Below are 22,965 nucleotides of genomic sequence, written 5' to 3'. Positions count from 1 at the left end.
GTACGAAAGTACTGGGGGGTTTTGCTTTTGCGGCTTCGAAATTGTCATCCGTCGCGATCACGGCTGATCGGCGAAAGTCGGCTGCGTCATGTCTTTGACATCAAAACAGCCTACCTTGCACAGTGTTGAACCTAACCCATGGAGACCAGCATGAACTTCACCCCGGAACAAGTCGCGGCTGTCCATAAGGCTAATGTGGAAACGCTGTTCGGCCTGACCACCAAAGCCTTCGAAGGTATTGAGAAGCTGGTCGAACTGAACCTGCAAGTGGTCAAGACGACTTTCACCGAAAACGTGGATAACGCCAGGAAGGCGCTCGCCGCGAAGGATGCCCAGGAGATCCTGGCCATCCATGCCTCGTTGGTCCAGCCGATTGCCGAAAAAGCCATGGCGTATAGCCGCCACGTGTACGACATTGCCTCGGAGACCCAGTCAGAGTTCACCAAGGTCGCCGAAGTCCAACTGGCTGAAAACTCGAAGAAGATACAGGCCCTCGTCGAGAGCTTCGCCAAGAATGCGCCCGCAGGCGCCGAGTCGACCGTTGCCATCGTAAAGTCCGCGATCAGCGCCGCCAACAACGCCTACGAGTCAGTGCAGAAGGCAACCAAGCAGGCCGTTGAAACTGCTGAAAGCACTCTCCAGGCCGCAGCCGTCGCCACTAGCAAGGCCGCCGAGCAGGAAGGCGCCACCGCTGGCGCGGCAGCCAAGAAGTCGACCGCCGCTTGATCCGCTGATCAAGCGGCTGGAATGCGACCGGCCTGCGGCCGGTTCGCCCGCACGACGCTTGTGACACCGGGCTGTGCAGGCGCCGCGTGCTAGCATCCATCGAAATGGAAATGGAGCTAGGACGCAGATGGAAAGCGGCACCACGGAATACAAAGGCTATGTCGTCCACGTCTACTGCAAGACGATCAAGGACGGATTGCACATTGCGTCGTGCGCGATCTGGGAGGATGGGGCGGTAGTGCAGGATGCCAGGTCGATTGGCCGCAATCATGCCTCGTCCGCCGACGCGAAGGTGGCGGCCTATGAATGGGCGAAGCTGTGGATAGACGGCAATGGCTGAGCGTTTTTGGAGATATTTTCCAGGCGAGTGTGGAGCAGGTGCGATGTACATGTGGCGCACGCGAGGCCAGTTGTCCTTCACTTGCCACATGGATCAGACGCCGCTTGCTTACGCAAATGGCCGCTTGCCTTAGCACTTTCCAGTTCTTTTTGTATTAGGGGTATCCAGATGCTCTTAATCCGCGTATATTCTCTTTCGCGGGGTGGAGCAGTTGGCAGCTCGTCGGGCTCATAACCCGAAGGTCGCAGGTTCAAGTCCTGCCCCCGCAACCAACACCAAAAGCCCGTCCGGTTCATGCCGCACGGGCTTTTTGCTTGGCCTGCCGCCGCATGCACGCTAGGCGAAATCACCTGGGGGATCGTCTGGGATGGTCCACTTTTCAGGCTTCTTTTCGCTGGCCGGGGCGCTCTTCGGCAATGGCGAAGGAGGGTGGGGTGTCATCTGCAACAGGAGTTGTACTGACGATACATCGACGGTTTCCTCATCGCCGTCTTCAGACCAATACCTGAGCGTCACTGTCATGTTCCTCTCCGGTAAGTGACTCAAGGAATCCCGGATGCCGTCATGGCGCAGGCGGGGCAAGCTTTCACCTTAGAGCGATTTCGCTTTCCTGCATGTCGTCAATGGCGATGGCCATGGTGGGGATCGCCATGCCGCCGTCCGCAGAGATGGCGTCATGGGTGTCGTCAATCCCGCGCCCCCTGAATATTCAGTAGTGCCGTCCCCGTTTTCGTCATATATGGCGAGAACAAGCTCATCACCTGTGACGCCCCCCAACTGATGTGTTCCCGCTTGATGGAATCAATTCCATGACGGGACCGGAGATAGTCGATCCAGTAGGTAGACACGATCCAGGTGTTGACGACCAACTGGTCAAGTTGCTCGGGCGTGGCACGCAACAGTCCAGCGGATTCCATGCAGCCGAACACGCGCCGGACATGATGCTGCCCATCGTTGGCCAGCAATTCGCTGCGTGATCGCAATGCCGGTGCAAGGCCACGGATGGACGCCGCGTCGCGATAAAAGAAGCGCCACTCCCACATCAGGCTGAACCAGCCGCTCAGGTAGCTTGCAAAACGGCCGGGGTCATCGCCCTGCGCCAGATCCGCTACCGAGGTCTCACGTAGCGCCCGCTCGAAATCGTCGAAGAGTGCCTCGAGAATTTGCTCCTTCCGGTGGAAGTGGTAGTAGAGGTTGCCCTCCTGGATGCCAACCGACGACGCGATTTCCGCAGTGGTGACCACGACCGGGCCGCGCTCGTTGAACAGGCTCAGGCAGGCATCCAGAATGCGCTCGCGCGTCTTGGGACGCCGGGCCGGCGCACCTTCCGCCGTCATGGCCGGCCAATCCTGTCATGTTTCGTCATCTGCATGTTTGCTTCGCTGGGTCTTAGGRGTAAGCCCTAGATCTGGCAATCCCGGTTGATTAATTAGGGTGAACACCCTAGTCTAGTCTGAAGACAACACGGATGCACGTTGATAATTCGGCGCGGCAAGCGTCCGGCCCGGTTTGGTCAACAGGAGACTATCGATGCTATCAGGCAACGCGGAACATCCGCATTCCCAGGCCCATGCCGGCACGTCGGCCGAAGCGTTGAAGGCGGGGCACGCCGCAAATGAAGGCGCGGCGCAACACGTCGATGTGCTGATCGTTGGGGCGGGGCTTTCCGGTATTTGCGCTGGTTACCACCTGCAAACCAGTTGCCCCGGCAAGAGCTTCGCCATCCTGGAAGGGCGCGAGGCGATCGGCGGTACCTGGGACCTCTTTCGCTATCCCGGCGTGCGTTCGGACTCGGACATGTATACGCTCGGCTTCAGTTTCCGCCCCTGGCGCAGTGAAAAGTCGATCGCCGATGGCGACTCCATCCTGGCGTACATCCGCGGTACGGCCCGGGAATTCGGCATCGAGCGGCATATCCGCTTTGGCCACTGCGCCACGCAGGCGTCGTGGTCGACCGAGACCGCGCGATGGACAGTCGAGGCAACGGCCGGTCCGCATGGCACGCCGGTCCGTTTTACCTGCAGCTTTCTTTACCTGTGCAGTGGCTACTACGATTACGCCGATGGCTATATGCCAGGCTGGCCTGGCATGGAGCGCTTCGGCGGCAAGATCGTGCATCCGCAGCACTGGCCGTCTGACTTGGCGTATGACGGCAAGCGCGTGGTCGTAATTGGCAGCGGCGCGACCGCCGTCACGCTGCTGCCGGCGATGGCGGAGCGCGCGGCCCATGTGACCATGCTGCAGCGTTCGCCAACCTACATCGTGGCACGGCCGTCGAGCGATGCCGTTTCCGCATGGTTGCAGCGGCGTTTGCCGGCGGGGATGGCCCATCGTGTCACGCGCTGGAAAAACGTCCTGTTGGGCATGTATTTCTACAATCTGTCGCGCAAGAAGCCGGATCTGGTCAAGCAGAAAATCCTCAAGGGTGTGCGCGCGCAGCTCGGCCCGGACTACGATGTCGACAAGCATTTCACGCCGTCCTATAAGCCGTGGGACCAGCGGCTCTGCCTTGTGCCGGACTCCGATCTCTTCAAATCCATTCGTTCCGGCAAGGCGTCGGTAGTCACCGACCAGATCGAATCGTTCACCGAGACCGGACTGCAGTTGCGCTCAGGCGAGCGGCTCGATGCCGATGTCATCGTGACGGCCACCGGACTCCAACTGAAGGTGGCGGGCGGGATGAAGATCGAGGTGGACGGAACCCCGATGAACCCGGCGCAGGCCTTTATGTACAAGGGCATGATGTACAGTGACATGCCGAACCTGGCGGTCGCCATGGGCTATGTGAACGCCTCCTGGACCCTGAAGGCGGAATTGTCGTCGACCTACGTGTGCCGCCTGCTCAATCATATGGACGCGCATGGCCATGCGTGGTGCGCACCGCGCCGCACGGATCCGTCTGCCGGTGAGGAGTCTTCGTTGTCGCTGAGTTCCGGCTATGTCCGGCGCGCCAGCAACATTTTGCCCAAGCAGGGTTCCAGGCGGCCCTGGAAGGTCCACCAGAACTACCTGTTCGACCTGATGGCCCTGAAGTTCGGCAGGGTCGTGGACAGCGAGATGGCGTTCGGCCGCGCCGGCGCGGACGCCATGCGGCCCGGCCCGGCGGTGGCTGCCGGCATGGCCGCCGATTCCGTTAACAGTTGAAAGGATAGACGCAATGGCCATATTGATTGCCTGCATTGCCATCGGTGGGATTGTTTTGCTTGGGTTGGTGGCATTTACCGGACTCATCGCGCACAAGGTGGAAAAGGCGCTGCCGCCCAAGGGCAAGTTCATTGAGATCGATGGTGCCCGGCTTCATTACATCGACAAGGGCCAGGGCCCCGTCATTGTCATGGTTCACGGGTTGGGCGGGCAGACCGGGAATTTCTCGCACTCCTTGCTGGAGCGGCTGACCAGCCGGTTCCGCGTCATCCTGGTCGACCGGCCGGGTTCGGGGTACTCGACCAGGCCAGCGGCGATGTCGGCCCGCCTGAGCGCGCAAAGCGCGGTCGTGGCCAAGTTCATCCGGGCGCTCGGCGTGGAGAATCCCCTGCTGGTTGGCCATTCCCTGGGTGGCGCGGTTGCCCTGGGCGTTGCACTCGATCATCCCGGCGCGGTCGGCGGCCTCGCCCTGATCGCGCCGCTGACCCATCCGGTGGAGGGCGTGCCGCCCATGTTCCGCGCGTTGTCGATCTCGTCCGCCACGCTGCGTCGCGCCATCGCGTGGACATGGGCGGTACCCAGGTCCATCTTGCGCGGGCGGGCAATGCTCGATCTGGTTTTCAGCCCCGATCAGCCGCCCAAGGATTTTGCGATTGCCGGTGGCGGGCTGCTTGGCCTGCGGCCCGGCAGTTTCTACGCCGCGTCGTCCGATATGGTCAGCGTGGCGGAGGATCTCCCCGGCATGGCGCAGCGCTACGCATCGCTGACCCTGCCGATCAGCATCCTGTATGGGACCGCCGACGCCGTGCTTGACTGGCAGGCGCACGGCAAGGCGATGAAGGACAAACTGCCGGCGCTGGATCTGGAACTCGTGCCGGGCGGGCACATGCTGCCGGTCACGATTCCGGATAAGACCGCGGCTTGGGTCACGGCGGCTGCCGCGCGGCTCTGACGACGGCACCACCGGCGCGCGCGTTGCGCACGCGCCAGCACCGCGGCTTAAGCGTCGATGGTAAAGCCGATCTCCTTGATGAATTCCCCCCAGCGTAAATAGTCTGCCTTGACCTGGGCGGCGAAGGCCGGCGGCGTAATGGACTGCGGCGGCAATACACCGACCGCGAACAGCCGCTTGTGATAGGCCGAATCAGTCAGCACTTTCTGGATGGCCACCGAGACCGCGGCGACGACATCCGGTGGCATGGCCTTGGGACCGAACAACGCGAAGTAGCCGCTCAATTGCTCCATGCCCGGAAATCCCTGCTCGCGGAACGTGGGAACACCCGGCGCCATGTCCGAGCGTTCCGGCGTGGTGATGGCCAGAGCCTTGGTCTTGCCGGACTGGTACAGCGGTACCGCGGTGGTCAGCCCGTCGATCATCACTGGCACCACGCCGCCCACGAGGTCTTGCGTGGCGGGCGCCGAGCCTTTATACAACACCGGCTCCAGCCTGCTGCCGGCGAGCTTGTTGAGCAGCAGCGGGCCAAAGTGCGACGACGTGCCCGGGCCGTAGGAAGCCGAATGCAGTGGCGCTTTGGCGCTCTTGGAATACGCGATCATCTCGGCGAGCGTGGAGAAGGGCGCATTCTTGGTTGCCACCAGCAGCACCGGCGCGCGCGCCGCTTCGGCCAGTGCCGTCAGGTCCGTGAGGGGGTCATAGGGCACCTTGTTGATATGCGCGCCGGAGGTAGCCGAGGAGCCGAGCGTCATTAGCAGCGTGTGGCCATCCGGTTTGGCGCGAATCACGTCCAGCGTCGCGGGAATGGTTGCGCCGCCGGGCTTGTTTTCCACGACCACCGACTGGCCGAGGGACTTGCCAAGGAAGTCGGCGAACAACCGCGCCACCACATCGGTACCGCCGCCGGCGGGATAGGCTACGACCAGGCGCAGCGGACGACTCGGCCAGCTATTGGCAAACGCGGGGGCAGAGCCGACAGCCGCGGCGGCTACCGCGGCGGTAAGGAAATGACGACGATCCATGCTTGTGCCTCCTGACGGTGATGAGCAGATAAGTGCTCTTTTCAATGCGTAAGGAGGATACTCATGGAGGAGGGGCCGATGATGGAATCGGGCGATACCCTTCCCATGACGGCGTGCATGAATGTGCGGGTGGCCCGGGCCGGGCCCCTGGCGCTATTGCGTCAGGCCGGCCATGCTAGGATCCTGTCTCCGATTCAAAGTGAGCAAATGATGTCGACTGCCTTCCAGATACACACTCCAGCCCCGTCCGAAGATGGCGAGCTCATCGGCTTCTCCATCGTGGCGGACGGCGTGGCAGGCAGTGGCTTTGTGTCGCGTTCGGCACTCGATGCGCTGGCCCAGGGCCAGATCGGCAGCCACCTGGGTATTTTCGAGCGGAATCTTGGCCGTATCCAGGAGGCGGCATGGGCGAAATGGTCCGCGGACCGCTCGCTGAACCCCGTGTTGCTGGAAGAGCACGACTTCTGAAACCTTCGCCTGGCGATTTGTCTGGCGCCAGGCGCATGCCGGCCCGGGATTGGCAACTCGCGCGTGTCAGGTCTGGGAGAACGTGCGCACGAGCTTGGTCTTGAGCGGCCAGGGGCGGGCCGCGAGGATCCAGATGCAGAGCAGTGGGCCGATGAGCGGGATCAGCGCCAGGTAGGCGTACAGCCCACCAAAATGCGCGGCCTTGAAGACCTTCCTGAATGGGAAGAACCACAAAGCTTCGAAGAGTAAAAATCCGAGAACGTAATACATCATGGTCATGCGTCCTGTACGGCTGGCTGGCGTGGCATCTGCGCCGCGCTGCAGCATTGTAGAGTCCCTTTGCTGACTCATAATCCCGCCGCTTTGGGGGATTTTGGAGCGCGGTGCGTCCATGACTGTGTAGTATTCGCGTGATTTACCGCAGCGCCCGCTGCGCCACGGCAACCAGTGCCACACCCACGCAGGCGAAGGCCAGCAGCGCGAAGAGATTGCTCACCGCAATCAACTGCGCTTGTTGGTCGATCAGTGCCGACCAGCGTGTCAGCGTGGCGGCATCGAAGCCGTCGGGCAGGTCGAACGGGGTGATCCGGGCCACCAGTTGCGTGCGCGCCATTGCCTCGCCGTACTGGAGCCACAGGCTGGCTACGCCGGTGCCGCCGGCCGTTGCGATCTGGCGCATGATGTTCTTGAACTGATACGCGTGCGCAAAATCCTCGACGCTGAAGTCCGCATAGGTCAGGCCTGCCACCAGTGCCAGGATGAAGGGCGTGGTCAGGCTCTGCAGCGTCAGGGCCGGCAGCAGGACGGCCATGGATGCCCCCGGCATCATCCGCTGGCTCAGGAGCCAGGCCGCGCCGGCAAACATGAAATAGCCCAGGGCGATGTAGCGCCGCTGCCCCTTCAGCCTCGTGCCCGCATAGGTAAAGGCGCAAAGACCCGCAAAACCGATCAGCCCGGTGATGGTCAAGACCTTGCCCGCGGTCTGGAACGTGAAGCCCAGCCCGGACTGCAGCGTGCTGGGCACTACATATCCCCACAGTCCGTTGAGGAAGTAGTACAGGGTGTAGAAGCCTAGCCCGACCAGGTAGCGGCGGCCGAACAACAGCTTGGGATTGAGCCAGGGATCGGGATGGCGGTGCTGGTGGATGAAGACGCCCGCAACAAGCGCCAGTCCGGCGAGAGGGGTGATAGCCACCGATGGCGAACTGGTCAACTCATAGAAGCGCAGGTCGCCCAGCCCGTGCAGCAGGACCAGCGCGCCCGTGCCCAGCAAGATCACTGTAATCCAATCCATGCCGCCGACGTCCACTTCCCACGGTGCAAGCGATGCCGCGAGCCGTCGTGGATACGAGACGAACACCAGCAGGATCGCCGCGGCCGACATGCCTGCCTGCACCGCGAAGATCATCCGCCAGCTCGCATCCTCCACCAGCACCGCCGTGAGCCACGGGGCCAGCGCCGCCAGGCCCATGCCGCCGGCATTGAAGCCGAGAAAGAGAGGGCGGCGCTCTTCGCGGGCCGCCACCAGCTGGATGATGATGCGTGAGGCGGTGAACAAGCCGCCGGCGCCGAAACCTTGCACGGCGCGCGCCAGGCTCAGTTCCAGTGGCGTATTGCAAACGGTGCACAGTACGGCGCCCACGGTGGCGATGGCCAGGCCGAGCAGGGTATAGCCGCGATAACTGATGTCCTGCGCGATGCGCCGCAGCACCAGGTTGGCGGCCATGGCCGCGGCGGCATAGGACGTGAGGCTCCAGAGAAAATCCTCCGGCGAGGCGTGGATGCCGCCCCGGATGTGCGTACCGGCGACGCCCATCATGGATGACGCCACGAAATCCACGCCAGTAGCGCAGCCCAGCGTGAACGCAAAGAGATATRCCTGCGCCGGTGACAGATCGGGGTGCTTGGCCAACGTCGCGCTGCCAGTTGCCATGACGGTCTCGTCCATCGCGTGAATGCAATCCGCGGTCCGGTCCGCTCGCATCTGGACGCTGGGGCAAGCCGGGCCGAAGCACCGTGCGGCGAGCGAGGACGGCCAGCATTCCCAGTATCGGCCAAATGAGCGGAGCGCCCAAGCCGAACATCGGGAGCGTGTTTCAGGACYGCCGTGCGTCGTGGCGACAATCGCTCGGCGCGCGCCATGCCGCCCTGGCGCCGTCCGGCTCACGGCAAATGGTTATATCCCTGAACGATGCCCGGATATTGGGCGCGAGTTTGCGCGCCAATGGTGATACCGCGCACGGGTCTACGTTATCGAAACGGTTCGCGCTGGGATTATTATTCTGCGCATTATCGAGATAATGCACGCCTTGACGGTGGGGCGAATCGCTGCAGTCCCGTGCGGAAAGATCCAGGCTCTGCCGGAGAGGCGGTTCATACGCCTGTATTCCCGCCCGACAACATATTGTCTTGACTCAGGCTGCCGGATTGGCCGGAAAGCGGAGGGCAAGACGCGGCGCGAGTATGCCGGGACGAGGCGCGGCGTAACGGGTGTTGGTTCGCTTCCCCGCATTGTTCACCGTGGTTTAATTGACAAGTACCTTGCTGCGGAACATCATCGCTCGGGGAAAATAATCGCACCTCCGCGCAAGGATGTCGTCCGTTCGTCGGCGATAGCGCGTGGAAGGTCGCCAGTCCGACGAGGAACCGGGGTCATGATGATTTCGCTACGCCGAATAACGAGTGCGCTTGCGCTCGGTCTGCTGTTGTCCGCCTGTGCCACGGGCCCGCAATCGTCCGCCGTGCCGCAAGCCTCCTCGCTGCCGTCCGATGCGGCCAACAAGGCCTTGTCGACCGAGGTATTCGTCTACGCCTATCCACTGGTGCTGATGGATGTGACGCGCGAAGTCATGACAGCGCGCACGCCCGTCAATACTTTCTCGCACAAGCGCAGCTTCCCGGACGCTTCTTTCACCGAGGTGGTCAGCCCGAATGCGGATACGCTTTATTCGACGGCATGGCTGGACTTGTCCGCCGAGCCGGTGATCCTGTCGCTGCCCGATACACACGGCCGCTATTACCTGATGCCGCTGATGGACGCATGGACCAATGTCTTCGCGTCTCCAGGCAAGCGTACCACCGGTACCAAGCGGGCTGTGTTTGCCGTAACCGGTCCTAAATGGAAAGGCACATTGCCAGCGGGTGTAAAGGAAATTCGCGCCCCCACGGATATGGTGTGGCTGATTGGCCGTACCCAGACCAACGGCAAGCAGGATTATGCGGCGGTCCGCCACTTGCAAGACCAGTATCGGCTGATGCCGCTCTCGGCATGGCAGCGGGGTGGCAAGGCGCGGCCCAAGGCCACGCAGCCAAGCCTGACCGAAGCGGTTGCCGTGGACGTGGAGACGCCACCTGTGGAGCAGGTGGCAGCCATGGACGCGCAGGCGTTCTTCACGCGTTTCGCAGCGCTGCTGCCCGCCAATCCGCCCGCGGCGGCCGACGCCGCCATGGTGGAATCGACCAAGAAGCTCGGCATCGTCCCGGGCATGCCATTCTCCGTAACTGCGATGGAGCCCTCGACGGCGCGCGCGGTGCAGGAAGGCGCCACGACCGCCCTGGCGGGCATCGTCGCAGCCGCCAGGCGCGGCGGCGAGCCGGGGATTCAATGGACCGTGCACCGGGATCTCGGCAATTACGGTACGTCCTATGGCAAGCGTGCGGTGGTGGCATGGGTGGGGCTGGGCGCCAATTTGCCGGAGGACGCGCTCTACCCCATTACGCGCGTGGATGCCGCGGGCCAGCCGCTGAGTGGCGCGCATCGCTACCGGATGCATTTCAACAAGGGCCAGATGCCGCCGACCGATGCCTTCTGGTCATTGACCCTCTACAACAGCAAACAGGCATTCGTCGCCAATCCCCTTGGCCGCTACGCCATCGGCGACCGCGACCGGCTCAGGTATAACCGCGACGGCTCGCTCGATATCTTTATCCAGAACGCCCGCCCGCAGGGCAGCCGCGCCGCCAACTGGCTGCCGGCGCCGCCAGACGCCTTCAACCTGACGCTTCGCGTGTATTGGCCCCGGCAAGCGATGCTGGACGGTGCATGGAACGCGCCCGCGGTGGAACGGGTGGATTGATTTCCGGGCGGTTTCAGCCACAGGAATGAGAAAAACCCGCCTTGGCGGGTTTTTCTCATCAGGATGCCAGCGAACTGCCTGCCGGCTCAGAACTTGTATTTGATGCCGGCGTAGAGCGCGCGGCCGGAACCCGGGTAGAACACCATGGTGTTTGCGGTCCGGGCATCGGTCACGGTGCTGAAGTCGCTCACATAGCGCTTGTCGCCGAGGTTGCGCGCGTCGAGGAAGACTGTCACGCCGCGCTGGAATTCATAGCTGGCTTGCAGGCCAAACAGCGCATAGCCGGGTGCGCGCAGCGTGTTGGCGTAGTCGACATAGGCGCCGCCCGGCACCCAGTCGATGGTGCCGGCCACGCGCAGCCCGGCCGCGCGGCTGTAGGCGATGGTGGTGCGCAGCACGTGCTCGGGCACGCCGGCGATGCGGTTATTGCCGTACTGCGGATCGTTGTCGAAGCGGAAGTCGCTGTAGTTCCACAGTTGCGACAGCGTGAGCTTGTCGCCCGAGCCGAACACGTTTTGCAGCACGTCGCTCGAGACGCCAAGCTCCACGCCTTGCAGCGTGGTGCGGTTGGCGTTGAAGGTGGCGGCCGGGATATTCGGGTTTGTGGTGTATTGCAGCAGTTGGTCGCGTACCAGCGAGCGGTACGCGGTCACGTCCCAGGAGAATCGCTCGCGCTTGCCGCGCGTGCCCAGTTCCAGCGTCCAGCCGTGCTGGGCGCTCAGCGGCACGAAACGGGTGGTGGCCGCGAAGGTCTGGGTCAGGTCGGTGAAGTCGGGCACGTCCGCGCTGCGCGTGATGTCGGCAAAGGYCTGCACGTCGCGAACCGGCTCCCACAGCACGCCGAACTTGGGGTTCACGCCGCTATAGGCGACGCTGTCGGACTTGGCTGTAGGGTCGGCCGGCAGACCGCCGTAGTCATGGTAGTTGCGGACATTGCGGTAAGCCTTGGCGCCCGCCATCAGCGCGACAGTCGGCGTTACGTAAAGACGGTCTTCGAGATAGGCCTCGTAGTTATACGCGTCCTGCGCCGCATTGAGCGTCTGGGCGCCACGGTTGCCCGCGTTGTTGATGTACTGGCGCGCATCGTTGTTGCCACCGAAGAAGCGCGCGCCGACGATAAGCTGGTTGCGCAGGCCGCCAACGGTCTGCGTGCCGGTGTAGCGCGGGGCGAACCCGTAAGTCCAGGAGTCCTGGTCGATGACCTGGAAGATCGGGTGGTACAGGCTCTTGTGGATGACCCAGGTGGTGAAATCGAGCTGGCCGCTGTCGAGCTTGACGGTGGTCACGTTGGCAACGCGCTCGGTACGCGTATTGCGCGCCTGGTCGCCGGCCACCGCGGCGGGCGAGGCCTTCGTCGGATTGTTCAGTGCATCGGACAACGACAGCGAGCCGGGCAGCTTCTGGTCGACGATATAGGCACCGAGGTAGAAGCGCGTTTCCACCGCCGGGCTGAAGCGGTAGCCGAAGTTGGCATTGAACTGCTCGTACTGGCCGCGCTCATGAGCGCGGTAGCCATCGGCGTGGTTGACGCTCAGGTTGGCCAGGAAATCGAAAGCGCCGATCTGGCGCGAGACCTGGCCGCTGGCGCGCACGGTGCCGAAGCTGCCGCCGTCCACGCGCAACTGGTTGGGCGCGTCGGCGGTCAGCGCGGTGGGCGTGGTGAAGTTGATGGCGCCACCCAGCGTGGTGCTGCCATAAGCCAGCCCATTGCCGCCCTTGTAGATTTCCGCGGCGCTCAGGCCGAGCGGATCGATCTGGTAAAAGTCGCCGCTGCCATCCGCGAAGTTGGTGGGAATGCCGTCTTGCAGGATTTCGAGGCCGCGCGTGTGATAGCCGCGCGCAATGCCCGACCCTCGAACGGATAGCCGGAGTTCCTGGCCGTAGCGCTCCTGCACATAAACCCCTGGCGCATCCTTGAGGACGTCGCGCAGGTTGCTGGCGTAAGTGTCGCTGTAGGACGCAGCGTCGACAAAGCCTACCGAGCCGGCCGTCTGGTCCAGCGCCTGTTTCTGCTGCTGGACATTCGGCACGGTCAGCGATCCCGGCGCCTTGGCTGTCACTGTGGTTATGGGCAGTGTGACAGCGGCGTCCGCCGGGGCCGGGCTGGCGGCTTGTGCGAGGGCGGCGCTGGTGAATGCCGCGGCGGGCAGGGCGGCGGCACGCCGCTTCCAGTGTCTGGCTCGTTTCATGTTTTCCCTTGTGACGCCGGACCTGCTTGGGGCCGCGCCTTTTCGTCGTGCTTGGATAGGCGCGTACGATACGGAAGACCCCCTGCCGCGCGCTATGTGACACAGTGCCGCATTAATTGCACCAGGGCACATCCGGCGATGTGGACGGCAGGGCGAAGCCGTTCCTTTTACCCGTCGGGAAACAAAAAACAGCCAGCTTTCCGGCATGCTTCGCACACCGGAAAGCTGGCTGACGTATTTGCTAACTCGATTTAATTCGATTTAATTCGATCTAAGCCGGCTTCATTCGATGCCGGGTTGCTCAGGCCGCGTGGCTCACGCAATCGACACAGCCCGCTGCGTGGCCCGTGCCATGCTGTGCCGCGTGCCCGCCGAGGCCCGCCCGGCGGGTGGTGCGCTGCCAGGTGGGGGCGCCCGTCTTGCCGATCTGCTCGCGCAGGCTGCGCGCGGCGGCCACCATATTGGCCAGCGCGGCTTCGGTTTCCGGCCACGCGCGCGTCTTCAGCCCGCAGTCCGGATTGACCCACAGGCGTTGCGGCGGGATGACCTCGCAAGCCCGTTCGAGCAGGTGCGTGATGGCTTCCACGCTCGGCACGCGCGGCGAGTGGATGTCGTACACGCCCGGTCCGATCTCGTTGGGATAGTCGAACGCACCAAAGCCTTCGAGTAGTTCCATGGCCGAGCGCGAGGTCTCGATGGTGATCACGTCGGCATCCAGCGCGGCGATGGCGGGCAGGATGTCATTAAATTCGGCATAGCACATATGCGTGTGGATCTGCGTTTCGTCCGCCACCGATGCGGCCGAGATCTTGAACGCGTGCACCGCCCATTCCAGGTACGCTGCCCAGTCGCCCTTGCGCAGCGGCAAGCCTTCGCGCAAGGCGGGTTCGTCGATCTGGATGATGCGGATGCCGGCCTGCTCCAGGTCGGAGACTTCATCGCGGATGGCCAGCGCGAGTTGCAAAGTGGTGGTGGCGCGCGGCTGGTCGTCGCGCACGAAAGACCATTGCAGCATGGTGACGGGACCCGTCAGCATGCCCTTCATCGGACGCTCGGTCAGTGATTGCGCATAGCGCGTGGTTTCCACCGTCATCGGCTCGGGGCGGTACACATCGCCGTAGATCACGGGCGGCTTGACGCAGCGTGAACCATAGCTCTGCACCCAGCCGTTCTCGGTGAAGGTGTAGCCGCACAGTTGCTCGCCGAAATACTCGACCATGTCGTTGCGCTCGGCTTCGCCGTGCACCAGCACGTCCAGTCCCAGGGCTTCCTGCTTGCGCACCGCGGTCTCGATTTCCGCACGGATGCGTTGCAGGTAGTCCAGCGCGCCGATCTCGCCGCGGCGGTAGGCGGCGCGCGTCTGGCGGATCGCGGTCGTCTGCGGGAAGGAGCCGATCGTGGTGGTCGGCAGCGCCGGCAGCTGCAGCGCGGCGCGCTGGCGTTCGATGCGGGTCTGGAAGGGGCTCTTGCGTTCCGCCATGGCGGCGCTGACCGCCGCGACGCGTGCCTGCACCTGCTGGTTGACCACGCGGCGCGAGCTGCGGCGCGAGGTGAGTGCGGCATCGGTAGCGGCAAGCTCGGCGGCTACCGCGGCCTCGCCTTCATTCAGCGCGCGCGCCAGCACTTTCACTTCGGCCAGCTTTTCGGTGGCGAAGGCCAGCCAGGTCTTGATCTCCGCATCGAGCTTGTGCTCGGCATCGAGAGAAACCGGCACGTGCAGCAGCGAGCAGGACGGCGCGACCCACAGGCGCTCGCCGAGTTCGGCGTGCAGCGGCGCCAGGATGGCCAGCGCGCGGCGCAGGTCGGTGCGCCAGATATTGCGGCCGTCGATCACGCCGGCGGATAGCACCGCATTGGCCGGCAGCACCTTGCGCCAGGCGTCGAGCTGCCGCGGCGCGCGCACCAGGTCGATGTGGAAGCCTTGCACCGGCAGGGCGGCAGCGCGTGCCGCGTGGTCGGCGGCGCTGTCGAAATAGGTGGCAAGGAGCAGCTTTACGCCGGAGCCGGCCAGTTCGGCGTAGGCGCCGTCATACGCATCGAGCCACGCCGGCGCCAGGTCCAGGCACAGCGCCGGCTCGTCGATCTGCACCCATTCGATGCCGCGCTCGCGCAGGCGGGCCAGGATGCGGCCATAAGCGGCCACCAGGCCGGGCAGCAGGCTCAGGCGGTCGAAGCCGTCCACATGCGTCTTGGACAGCCACAGGTAGGTGACCGGCCCGATCAGCACCGGCTTGGCCGTCAGGCCCAGCGCCAGCGCTTCTTCCACTTCATCGAAGAACCAGTCCACGCCGCCATCGAAGCGGGTATCGGGTGYGAGTTCGGGGACCAGGTAGTGGTAGTTGGTGTCGAACCACTTGGTCATTTCCATGGCGGGCTGCGCCTTGTTGCCGCGGGCCAGCTCGAAATACTGCGCCAGGCTCAGTTGCCCGGGGTCGAAGCCGAAACGCGCGGGCAGGGCGCCAAGCAACGCACTCAGGCTCAACACCTGGTCGTAGTAGGCGAAGTCGCCCACCGCGACGCTGTCCAGCCCGGCTTGCGCCTGCGACTGCCAGTGACGCTGGCGCAGCCCGGCCGCCACCTGGCGCAGGCTGGCTTCGTCGGTTTCGCCGCGCCAGAAGGCCTCCTGGGCGAACTTCAGTTCGCGCTGCGCGCCGATGCGGGGAAAGCCGGGGATATGGGTGCGTGCCATGCAATGCTCCGTATGTGAGATGTGACGATGGCGCCCAGTTTGGAATCCGGAGTAAAATGAATCAAGCGATAAGATTTAATCAACGTATGAATCAATTTCATATCAATCCGACCAGGCGCTGCCCGGCCCAACGCAGGAGCCAGCCGTGATCGAAGTCAGGCACCTGCGCTCCCTGGTGGCGATCGCCGAGTCAGGCAAGCTGGCCTCGGCCGCCGAGCGCGTGCATGTGAGCCAGTCGGCGCTGTCCCACCAGATCAAGGGCATTGAGGCGCACTACGGCCTGCCGCTGTTCGACCGTACCCGCCAGGGCCTGCGCTTTACCCCGGCCGGCGAACGCCTGCTGGCGCTGGCCCGCGAGACACTTGCCGCCATCAGCACGGCCGAACGCGATCTAGCCCGGCTCAAAGGCGATACGCGCGGGGAGTTGCGCATCGTGCTGGAGTGCCATACCTGCTTCGACTGGCTGATGCCCGTGATGGACGAGTTCCGCCGGCGCTGGCCGGAAGTGGAGGTGGACCTGGTGGCGGGGTTCCACGCCGATCCGCTGGCCTTGCTGGCCGAGGGACGCACCGACATGGTCATCGGCTCGCTGCCGCCGGCCAAGCGCGGACTGGCGGTGGCGCCGCTGTTTCGCTTCGAGATTCTGGCGGTGATCGCCAACGAGCACCGGCTGCGCAACAAGCGCCGGATCGAGGCGGCCGACCTGGCCGGCGAAACCCTGATCACCTACCCGGTGCCGGAGCAGCGCATCGACCTGATCCGCGAAGTGCTGGAGCCCGCCGGCATCAAGCTGCAGCGGCGCACGGCCGAGTTGACGGTGGCGGTGCTGCAACTGGTGGCCAGCCGCCGCGGCGTGGCCGCGCTGCCCAACTGGGGCGTGAAGAACTACGTCGACCACGACTATGTGCTGGCCAAGCGGATTGGCGCCAAGGGTTTGTGGAGCGAGCTGTATGCGACCACGCCGGCCGCGCTGGCGGAGCGGCCCTATGTGCGCGATTTTGTCTCTATCGTGCGCGATACCTGTGCCGCCGAGCTGGACGGGATCGAACTGCTGCCGGAGCTTGCATAGCGCGGACAGCAGCGCGCGCCGCCGCTATTGCACCAGTTGCCCGCTGCGCTCCGCCACGCCGATGCGTGCCTCGGTGCCCGCATTGAACTGCAGGAAATCCGCTTCGATGCCATCGCTGAAGATCACGCCGGACTCGGGCATCAGCGAGCGCAGCACGATCTGCTCGCCGCGCGGGATGTCGCCATACACCAGGGTGGCATCGGTGGCGCGGCTGGGAAAGGGCTCGCGCACGGCAAATACCAGCCGGTCGGTATCCCACGGCAAGGCCTGATACGGTGCGTCCGCCTGCGCGATGGCGCGCGCGCCGGTGACGATGCTCTTGAGCCAGGCCGTAGAGCCGAGCCCGGTCGAGACAATGACCCCGCTCGACGATTGCACCTCGCACTGCGCGCCGAGCCGGACCTCATAACGCGCCGAGGTGTGGCTGCGCGGGCCGATAAAGAAGTCGTTGACCGCGTACAGCACCTGCTGGTCCGACAACTCGGCGCGCGCCATGGTGACTGGCCGTGCAGGGCGGCGATCCTGCATCGCCTCGGCCAGCACGCGCGCGAGGTCGCCAGCCTGGAACGGCAACAACACGCCGTCATAGCGCGCCGGGTCGGGATTCACGCCGAGCAACGGCTGGCCATTGAGGTACTTCATGGTGTTGGCGACCAGGCCGTCCTGGCCCAGCGCGACGACGATGTCGTCCGGGCCGAACAGGAAATTAGGCAGGAACTGGCGGTCCACCACCTGCCTGCGCAGGTAGCGCGACAGCACGGCGGCGACCTGCTCGCGCGCGGCCAGGTAGGTGTCGTGCTCGCGCCGGTAATCGGTGATGTCCGCGCCCAGGTGCTCCAGGTAGAAGCGTGCCTGCGCCAGCGAGTGGTAGCGCGCCAGCAGTTCTTCCAGCCGCGTCTTGCGCGTCACCAGCACTACCTTGCGATCGGCGGCTGTGCCCATGTGTCTTGCTCCCTTTGTCCCGTATGGTCTCAGCCGCGGCCCTTGGCCTGCGGTGCCAGCAGCGACTGCAGCAGCTCCGGCGACATGTTCAGCTGCCCGATCCGCTCCGCCTTGTCGGCAATGCCGCCAAAGGCCTGCGCGATCAACTGGCCTGGGGCCATGCCCGATGCGGCCAGCGCCTGCACGATGCGCGCGTCTGCGCCCTGCAGCGCCTGCATCACGGCGCCAAGGCGGTGTGCCTCGGCCTCGGCGGTGGTGCGGGTGTTATCGGCCTCCAGGCCCACGAATTCCTTGCGGCGCGCTTCCAGCGCGATCTGCGCTTCCATGCCACTGGCTTCGAGTTCGGCCTGCTTCTTTTGCACCGCGGCTTCGGCTTCCATCTGCGTCTCGCGGATGGTGCGCTGCTTGAGTTCCACGGCGACTTCGGTGTCGAGCTCGCTCTCCTTGATGGCGCGTTCGTTTTCCACCGCGGCGTTACGGCGCGCGTAGATGGCGTCGTCGGCGGCTTTCAGGATTTGTTCGCGGACTTCGGCTTCCAGGGCGCGCGCGGTTTCGGCGCGCGGCTTGACGGCCACCATCGAGAACGAGAGGATTTCCAGCCCTAAAGCGAGCACGTCCGGCTGGCTCTTGAGCGCGCCTTCGACCTGGCGCGCCATGCGGTCCGAGGCCTGCAGGGCGGAGCGCAGCGTTTCCGCGCTAACGGCCTGCTGCACCAGCACTTCCACCACGCCTTCGACGCGGGTGCGCAAGTTCTGCGGATCCTCGGAAATGTAGTTGCGGCCATCCGGCTTGAGCGCGAAATTGAGCATGGCGGCTGTCTTGCGCGGCTCTGCGATGCGATAGGAGAGATTGCCCTGCACCGTGACGGACTGGAAATCGGTGGTGATCAGCTCGAAGATGTAGGGCAGGATCTGGCTGCCCACCGGCACCGCCACCAGGGAGGTGGTGGGCGCGTAGTAGTAGAACGACTGGCCGCTGCCTTCGCGGACGATCTTGCCGCTCTTCATCTGCATCAGGTAGGTGGTGGGATCTGCCTTGATGAATCGGATGCCGAACATGGTGGTCCTTTCGCGTGGTGTCTTTGATTGCCCGCATTCGGTGGCGGGTATTAAGTGTGTCTGTGCCACTAATGTAAGTGGGGCTGTGACACTTGTCAACTTATAATCCGGCCTGAACAACCTGCCGCAAGGAGCGCACAGCCCTATGACGAAGCCCGCCGCGCCCGCCTTCGGGCGCCCGCTGACCACCGTGGACGTGGTCATCCTTACCATCCGTGCCGGGGCCTTGCAGGTGCTGCTCGTGCAGCGCCCGCAGTTGCAAGGCGAGCCTTTCCCCGGGCAATGGGCCCTGCCGGGCGGTTTCGTGGACATCGAACGGGATCAGGATCTGCAGGGGTGCGCGCTGCGCAAGCTGGCGGAGAAGACCGGAGTGAATAGCCCGTATCTGGAACAGGTGGGCAGCTGGGGCAGCGCCAAGCGCGATCCGCGCGGCTGGTCCACCACCCATGTGTACATGGCCTTGCTGGCCGATGCCACCCTGGCCCCGCAGAAGGGCGGCAATGCCGCCGACCTGCGCTGGGCGCCGGTGGAGGGCGACGGCGTGTCCGTGCCGCTGGCCTTCGATCACGCCGACCTCCTGGGCGCGGCGCTTGGGCGCGTGCGCGGCAAGACCGAATACACTTCGCTGCCCGCGCACCTGTTGCCGCCGGACTTTACGCTTGGCGAGCTGCAGCACGTCTATGAACTCGTGCTGGGCCGGCCACTGGAGAAAAAGGCTTTCCGGACCCGCATGCTGGCGGCGGGCCTGTTGGAAGAGCTCGGCACGCAGAAGGAAACCGGGCGGCGCCCGGCTTCGCTCTACCGGTTGCGAGCGCAGTCCGGGCTGGTCTATTTCACGCGGAGTTTCGAGCAGCGCGAGCGCGCGTGAATGTCCGCTGGCTACGTTGGCGCCGGATCCGATCGAAGGGCAGGGGTGCCCATCACGGTATCGTCGATGGGGAAGTGCAATATCGCCGCCAGCAGCCCGGCGGCTGCCGTGGCGCCCCATACCAGCGAATAGGAACCGGTCACGTCAAAGACGAAGCCGCCTAGCCATGCACCCAGGAACGAGCCGGCCTGATGGCTCAGGAAGCAGACGCCGAACAGCGTTCCCAGGTGGCGTGTGCCGAAGATCTTCGCCACCAGCCCGCTCGTCAGCGGCACGGTCCCCAGCCAGGTCAGGCCCATCACGGCGGCGAAGATAACGACCGAGGCGGAGGTCTTCGGCACCAGCAGGAAGGCGCCGATGGCCACGCACCGGACCAGGTAGAGCCAGCCCAGCACGTACTGCTGGCGAAAGCGGCCGCCCAGCCAGCCACATGCCCAGCTTCCCAGCATATTGAACAGCCCGATCAGGGCCAGCGCCGTCGCCCCCAGTCCCATGGGCATATGGCAGAGCGTCAGATAGCCCGGCAAATGCGTGGCGATAAAGGCAAGCTGGAATCCGCAGGCGAAGAAGCCAATGGTGAGAAGGCGATAGCCGGGGTGCCGGCACGCCCTGGACAAGACTTCACGCAGGGAAAACGCCTGCGGCTCCGCCAGTGGCGCGCGGCACGCATCCCGGCGGTCCAGAAGGATCCCGAATGGCGCCACCACGAGCATCAGGAACGCGAATACGAACAGCGACGCCGATACGCCCGATGTTTCCCGCACCGCCTGCGCAAGCGGAACCATGAGGACCTGGCCGAGCGATCCGCCGGCACTCGCCAGGCCCATCGCCATGCTGCGCTTCTCGGGGGATGCCATGCGGCCAACCGCCGACAGGACGACGCCGAAGCTGGTGCAACTGATCCCGATGCCGAACAGCAGGCCGATGCCGACGACTAGCATGGCGCCCGACGGTGCCATGGCCGCGAGTGCCAGGCCGGCGGCAATGCTGAGCGCGCCGGCGGCAACCACCGGCGCGGACCCGTATCGGTCGGCCGCGGCACCCGCGAACGGTTGCGCGAATCCCCACGCCAGATTGTGAAGCGCGATCGCGAACGCGATCACGGTGACAGGCATCCCGCGGTCGAACGACAGTGGCCCGATAAATAGCCCGAAGGTCTGCCGGATACCCATGACGACGCTCAGGATGAGCGCCGCCGACACAACGACGAGCGTTGCCGGGTGCGTTAAAGATGCAGCTTGCCTGCTGGGTGCCGTCAACATGGTGTTTGGCCCTCCTCGTGCCGCCAATACTGGCAGCGGAGGGGCGATGCGGCAAAGGAAAAGATCTTGACGACAGGTGAGGGAAATTCACCTGTGCTATCGCGGATCGGTGCGCGATGCGCCGGCTTTGCCTGTGGCTTTGCTATGGAATTGAAACGGCGGCCGAGGCGCTGTCCTCGAAGGCCCCGGCTTCGCTCAGCAGCCACTGCCTGAAGCCGGAGAGGTCGGGCCGGTGATCCGCGCCCGCCGCACTTACCAGCCAGTAGGCGGTCCGGGCGGAGATCACTTCGGGCCCGATTTCGACCAGCGCCCCGCTGGCGAGATCGCTGTCGACCAGCGGCCGCCTGCCCAGCGCGACGCCAAGGCCCGCGCTGGCCGCTTCGAAGGCCAGCTGGATCGTATCGAAGCGCAAACCGCCGGATGACGCGATCCCGGCAATGTGCGCGGCATCCAGCCAGGCCTGCCAGTCTTCGCTCGCGGGGTTGACGTGGATCAGCGTCGCGCGCCGAAGGTCCATGGTGCCGTTTGCATCGAGCAAGCTGTCGCGATAGGCGGGCTACATACCGGGACCAGCTGCTCGCCGAACAGCCGGGTCCAGCAAGCGCCAGCGGTGGGGGCCCGGCTCATCCGGATGGCGAAATCGAACCCGTCGGCGGGAAAACCGACCAGCCGCTGCGAGGTGTCGACGGTGACATTGATATCCGGCCACCGCGCGCGAAAGCCATGCAGGCGCGGCAACAGCCAACGCGATGCCAGGGTGGGCGCGCAGCTCACGGCGATCGTGCGGTTTTCCCGTTGGTTCGGCAGGCGCTGTGTCCCGGTTTCGAGCAGGGAGAACGCCTTGGACACGTAGGTCAGGTAGTCCGCGCCCGCCGGCGTCAGGGACAGCCCGCGGGGCTCGCGGATAAAGAGCTCGACGCCGAGCGACTGCTCCAGTCCGACGATCCCGTGGCTCACCGCGCTTGGCGTGACGCTCAACTCCGCGGCAGCGAGCTTGAAGCTCTGGTGGCGCCCGGCGGCTTCAAATAAGCGAAGGGATGAGAGCGGCGGCAAACGACGTGGCATGACGCATTCCGAACGACCGGCTGGCACGGTATCCGCCGCGATGTGGAGGCACCGCGGCGCAGGGGACGGCGCCCGGAGCGGGCGTCACCGAGCCGCGCGCTGACCATTTCCGGCATCGGCGGCTCAGATGCATTCTAGCGAAGATTCCATGGCGACCGGCTGCGCCGCCGGTACGGCGCGTTTTGCCGGCGCGGGGACATCCGGCACTTCCAGCACTTCCAGCACGTCGAGCACATCGGCGCCGTTTTCCAGTCGCTTGACGAACAGATCCAGCAGGTTCGCATCGCCGGCGGCGACCGACAGCGTGAGCTGGTGGGGCGCCGCCGCGTGGCCGAAGCGCATGTCGAGCAGGCGCAGCCCGGTGCGGCGGGCGTTGGCGAGCGTCCATTCGATGGCGCTGAAAAGGTCGCTGCGTTCGAGTTGCACTGCGAGGTTCAGGGTAGGCATGGCGTCGGCACCGGTGGGGGAGGCGGGTGTGAAGTTCATGCGGCAAATTTACCAGCGGGGCCCCAGAATGAGCTTCTTTATTGTCTTCGGTTTTGCGTAATTTGGAGATGGATTATCTATCTATGATAGATTGAGCAGTAACTTCATCTCTTGTAGTGGCAAAAACCATGGCAACCACCCCGAAGCTCGATGAAACGGACCGGCGCATCCTGCGCGCGTTGCGGCGCGATGGCCGGCTATCCAATCTCAAGCTGGCCGAGCAGGTCGGCTTGTCGCCCACGCCCTGCTGGAACCGCGTGCGTGCCCTGGAGGAAAGCGGGGTGATCGAGGGCTATGCGGCGCTGCTGAACCAGAAGGCGCTCGGCTTGCCCGATACCGTGCTGATCGAAGTCACGCTGGACCGGCACGATGACGAGATGCTGGATCGCTTCGGGGAAGCGCTGGCCGAACTGCCGGAAGTGATGGAAGCCTACCTGCTGACCGGCGAATACGATTACCTGATCAAGGTGGCGGTGGCGGGCACCGAAGGCTACGAGGAGTTCCTGCGCCACAAGCTCTACAAGCTGCCGGGTTTGCGGCACAGCCATTCCACCTTTGTGCTGCGTTGCATGAAGCGGGAGCCGTCGGTCGCGCCTTGAGAGCGCT

General features: G+C 64.5%; 20 protein-coding genes, 1 tRNA gene and 1 pseudogene. 10 read left to right on the top strand and 12 right to left on the bottom strand.

Annotated features, from left to right (window positions below):
- The first annotated feature begins 150 nt into the window (after positions 1-150).
- The 3 genes from AC1DN0_RS06830 to AC1DN0_RS06820 all read left to right on the top strand — a co-directional run bounded on the left by AC1DN0_RS06830 (position 151) and on the right by AC1DN0_RS06820 (position 1,338).
- Positions 151-726: a phasin family protein gene (locus AC1DN0_RS06830; protein WP_441634908.1), complete on the top strand. Its 576-nt coding sequence runs from the start codon at positions 151-153 to the stop codon at positions 724-726.
- A 127-nt stretch (positions 727-853) separates the two neighbouring features.
- A complete protein-coding gene (locus AC1DN0_RS06825; RefSeq protein WP_441634910.1) occupies positions 854-1,066 on the top strand; it encodes a hypothetical protein in 213 nt (70 codons plus the stop codon).
- A gap of 196 nt (positions 1,067-1,262) precedes the next feature.
- Positions 1,263-1,338: transfer RNA gene (locus tag AC1DN0_RS06820), tRNA-Met, on the top strand.
- Positions 1,339-1,402: 64 nt separating this feature from the next.
- Here the strand turns inward: AC1DN0_RS06820 and AC1DN0_RS06815 are convergent.
- Positions 1,403-1,588, bottom strand: a complete 186-nt coding sequence (locus AC1DN0_RS06815) for a hypothetical protein (protein WP_441634912.1) — start codon at positions 1,586-1,588, stop codon at positions 1,403-1,405.
- A 164-nt stretch (positions 1,589-1,752) separates the two neighbouring features.
- Positions 1,753-2,403: a TetR/AcrR family transcriptional regulator gene (locus AC1DN0_RS06810; RefSeq protein ID WP_441634914.1), complete on the bottom strand. Its 651-nt coding sequence runs from the start codon at positions 2,401-2,403 to the stop codon at positions 1,753-1,755.
- A gap of 193 nt (positions 2,404-2,596) precedes the next feature.
- On the opposite strand from AC1DN0_RS06810, the gene AC1DN0_RS06805 reads away from it, so the two are divergent.
- Both AC1DN0_RS06805 and AC1DN0_RS06800 read left to right on the top strand, forming a co-directional pair.
- Positions 2,597-4,210 carry a flavin-containing monooxygenase gene (locus tag AC1DN0_RS06805; protein WP_441634915.1) on the top strand — a complete coding sequence of 538 codons (1,614 nt, stop codon included), beginning with the start codon at positions 2,597-2,599 and terminating at the stop codon, positions 4,208-4,210.
- A 13-nt stretch (positions 4,211-4,223) separates the two neighbouring features.
- Entirely contained in the window at positions 4,224-5,162 is a 939-nt protein-coding gene (locus AC1DN0_RS06800) for an alpha/beta fold hydrolase (RefSeq protein WP_441634917.1), read from the top strand.
- 47 nt (positions 5,163-5,209) lie between these two features.
- Here AC1DN0_RS06800 and AC1DN0_RS06795 read toward each other — a convergent pair whose 3' ends face one another.
- Positions 5,210-6,187: a tripartite tricarboxylate transporter substrate binding protein gene (locus AC1DN0_RS06795; protein ID WP_441634919.1), complete on the bottom strand. Its 978-nt coding sequence runs from the start codon at positions 6,185-6,187 to the stop codon at positions 5,210-5,212.
- 78 nt (positions 6,188-6,265) lie between these two features.
- Here AC1DN0_RS06795 and AC1DN0_RS06790 point away from each other — a divergent pair, with 78 nt between their 5' ends.
- Positions 6,266-6,655 carry a hypothetical protein gene (locus AC1DN0_RS06790; RefSeq protein ID WP_441634921.1) on the top strand — a complete coding sequence of 130 codons (390 nt, stop codon included), beginning with the start codon at positions 6,266-6,268 and terminating at the stop codon, positions 6,653-6,655.
- Positions 6,656-6,721: 66 nt separating this feature from the next.
- Here AC1DN0_RS06790 and AC1DN0_RS06785 read toward each other — a convergent pair whose 3' ends face one another.
- Together AC1DN0_RS06785 and AC1DN0_RS06780 are read right to left on the bottom strand one after the other, a co-directional pair.
- On the bottom strand, positions 6,722-6,982 hold the full coding sequence (locus AC1DN0_RS06785) for a hypothetical protein (protein ID WP_441634923.1): 261 nt from the start codon (positions 6,980-6,982) through the stop codon (positions 6,722-6,724).
- Positions 6,983-7,070: 88 nt separating this feature from the next.
- Positions 7,071-8,588, bottom strand: coding sequence for an MFS transporter (locus AC1DN0_RS06780; protein ID WP_477145616.1), 1,518 nt, complete (start codon positions 8,586-8,588; stop codon positions 7,071-7,073).
- A gap of 721 nt (positions 8,589-9,309) precedes the next feature.
- Here AC1DN0_RS06780 and AC1DN0_RS06775 point away from each other — a divergent pair.
- A complete protein-coding gene (locus tag AC1DN0_RS06775; RefSeq protein WP_441634927.1) occupies positions 9,310-10,731 on the top strand; it encodes a DUF1254 domain-containing protein in 1,422 nt (473 codons plus the stop codon).
- 86 nt (positions 10,732-10,817) lie between these two features.
- Here the strand turns inward: AC1DN0_RS06775 and AC1DN0_RS06770 are convergent, their stop codons facing one another.
- A complete protein-coding gene (locus AC1DN0_RS06770; protein WP_477145615.1) occupies positions 10,818-12,920 on the bottom strand; it encodes a TonB-dependent receptor family protein in 2,103 nt (700 codons plus the stop codon).
- A gap of 301 nt (positions 12,921-13,221) precedes the next feature.
- Positions 13,222-15,609: a 5-methyltetrahydropteroyltriglutamate--homocysteine S-methyltransferase gene (metE, locus tag AC1DN0_RS06765; RefSeq protein ID WP_477145614.1), complete on the bottom strand. Its 2,388-nt coding sequence runs from the start codon at positions 15,607-15,609 to the stop codon at positions 13,222-13,224.
- Positions 15,610-15,754: 145 nt separating this feature from the next.
- Between metE and AC1DN0_RS06760 the strand changes: the two genes are divergently transcribed.
- The gene (locus AC1DN0_RS06760; protein WP_441634933.1) at positions 15,755-16,678 is read left to right on the top strand and encodes a LysR family transcriptional regulator; all 924 of its coding nucleotides are present in this window, start codon (positions 15,755-15,757) and stop codon (positions 16,676-16,678) included.
- A gap of 24 nt (positions 16,679-16,702) precedes the next feature.
- Here AC1DN0_RS06760 and AC1DN0_RS06755 read toward each other — a convergent pair whose 3' ends face one another.
- On the bottom strand, positions 16,703-17,620 hold the full coding sequence (locus AC1DN0_RS06755; protein ID WP_441634935.1) for a diacylglycerol kinase catalytic domain-containing protein: 918 nt from the start codon (positions 17,618-17,620) through the stop codon (positions 16,703-16,705).
- A 29-nt stretch (positions 17,621-17,649) separates the two neighbouring features.
- Complete coding sequence (locus tag AC1DN0_RS06750) at positions 17,650-18,678, bottom strand: SPFH domain-containing protein (protein WP_035864275.1); 1,029 nt, start codon at positions 18,676-18,678, stop codon at positions 17,650-17,652.
- A gap of 145 nt (positions 18,679-18,823) precedes the next feature.
- Between AC1DN0_RS06750 and AC1DN0_RS06745 the strand changes: the two genes are divergently transcribed.
- Positions 18,824-19,546, top strand: a complete 723-nt coding sequence (locus AC1DN0_RS06745) for an NUDIX hydrolase (RefSeq protein ID WP_441634937.1) — start codon at positions 18,824-18,826, stop codon at positions 19,544-19,546.
- 11 nt (positions 19,547-19,557) lie between these two features.
- On the opposite strand, the gene AC1DN0_RS06740 is transcribed toward AC1DN0_RS06745, so the two are convergent.
- The 3 genes and pseudogenes from AC1DN0_RS06740 to AC1DN0_RS06730 all read right to left on the bottom strand — a co-directional run bounded on the left by AC1DN0_RS06740 (position 19,558) and on the right by AC1DN0_RS06730 (position 22,359).
- Positions 19,558-20,808, bottom strand: a complete 1,251-nt coding sequence (locus AC1DN0_RS06740; protein ID WP_441634939.1) for an MFS transporter — start codon at positions 20,806-20,808, stop codon at positions 19,558-19,560.
- A 142-nt stretch (positions 20,809-20,950) separates the two neighbouring features.
- Positions 20,951-21,873 (bottom strand): annotated as a pseudogene (locus AC1DN0_RS06735) (LysR substrate-binding domain-containing protein).
- A gap of 123 nt (positions 21,874-21,996) precedes the next feature.
- Positions 21,997-22,359: a hypothetical protein gene (locus tag AC1DN0_RS06730; protein ID WP_441634941.1), complete on the bottom strand. Its 363-nt coding sequence runs from the start codon at positions 22,357-22,359 to the stop codon at positions 21,997-21,999.
- Between the two features lie 128 nt (positions 22,360-22,487).
- Between AC1DN0_RS06730 and AC1DN0_RS06725 the strand changes: the two genes are divergently transcribed.
- A complete protein-coding gene (locus AC1DN0_RS06725; RefSeq protein ID WP_441634943.1) occupies positions 22,488-22,958 on the top strand; it encodes an Lrp/AsnC family transcriptional regulator in 471 nt (156 codons plus the stop codon).
- Positions 22,959-22,965 lie beyond the last annotated feature (7 nt).

The sequence above is a fragment of the Cupriavidus sp. 05N39 genome (assembly GCF_056397325.1).
Note: the sequence above shows the minus strand (reverse complement) of the source record. Positions and strands in the feature narration are given on the sequence as shown.

What these genes read in the sequence shown, in the direction of transcription:
- AC1DN0_RS06830 (WP_441634908.1), top strand. Translation starts at nt 151, where the DNA reads ATGAACTTCACCCCGGAACAAGTCGCGGCTGTCCATAAGGCTAATGTG.
- AC1DN0_RS06825 (WP_441634910.1), top strand. Translation starts at nt 854, where the DNA reads ATGGAAAGCGGCACCACGGAATACAAAGGCTATGTCGTCCACGTCTAC.
- AC1DN0_RS06815 (WP_441634912.1), bottom strand. Translation starts at nt 1,588, where the DNA reads ATGACAGTGACGCTCAGGTATTGGTCTGAAGACGGCGATGAGGAAACC.
- AC1DN0_RS06810 (WP_441634914.1), bottom strand. Translation starts at nt 2,403, where the DNA reads ATGACGGCGGAAGGTGCGCCGGCCCGGCGTCCCAAGACGCGCGAGCGC.
- AC1DN0_RS06805 (WP_441634915.1), top strand. Translation starts at nt 2,597, where the DNA reads ATGCTATCAGGCAACGCGGAACATCCGCATTCCCAGGCCCATGCCGGC.
- AC1DN0_RS06800 (WP_441634917.1), top strand. Translation starts at nt 4,224, where the DNA reads ATGGCCATATTGATTGCCTGCATTGCCATCGGTGGGATTGTTTTGCTT.
- AC1DN0_RS06795 (WP_441634919.1), bottom strand. Translation starts at nt 6,187, where the DNA reads ATGGATCGTCGTCATTTCCTTACCGCCGCGGTAGCCGCCGCGGCTGTC.
- AC1DN0_RS06790 (WP_441634921.1), top strand. Translation starts at nt 6,266, where the DNA reads ATGATGGAATCGGGCGATACCCTTCCCATGACGGCGTGCATGAATGTG.
- AC1DN0_RS06785 (WP_441634923.1), bottom strand. Translation starts at nt 6,982, where the DNA reads ATGCTGCAGCGCGGCGCAGATGCCACGCCAGCCAGCCGTACAGGACGC.
- AC1DN0_RS06775 (WP_441634927.1), top strand. Translation starts at nt 9,310, where the DNA reads ATGATGATTTCGCTACGCCGAATAACGAGTGCGCTTGCGCTCGGTCTG.
- AC1DN0_RS06755 (WP_441634935.1), bottom strand. Translation starts at nt 17,620, where the DNA reads ATGGGCACAGCCGCCGATCGCAAGGTAGTGCTGGTGACGCGCAAGACG.
- AC1DN0_RS06750 (WP_035864275.1), bottom strand. Translation starts at nt 18,678, where the DNA reads ATGTTCGGCATCCGATTCATCAAGGCAGATCCCACCACCTACCTGATG.
- AC1DN0_RS06745 (WP_441634937.1), top strand. Translation starts at nt 18,824, where the DNA reads ATGACGAAGCCCGCCGCGCCCGCCTTCGGGCGCCCGCTGACCACCGTG.
- AC1DN0_RS06740 (WP_441634939.1), bottom strand. Translation starts at nt 20,808, where the DNA reads ATGTTGACGGCACCCAGCAGGCAAGCTGCATCTTTAACGCACCCGGCA.
- AC1DN0_RS06730 (WP_441634941.1), bottom strand. Translation starts at nt 22,359, where the DNA reads ATGAACTTCACACCCGCCTCCCCCACCGGTGCCGACGCCATGCCTACC.
- AC1DN0_RS06725 (WP_441634943.1), top strand. Translation starts at nt 22,488, where the DNA reads ATGGCAACCACCCCGAAGCTCGATGAAACGGACCGGCGCATCCTGCGC.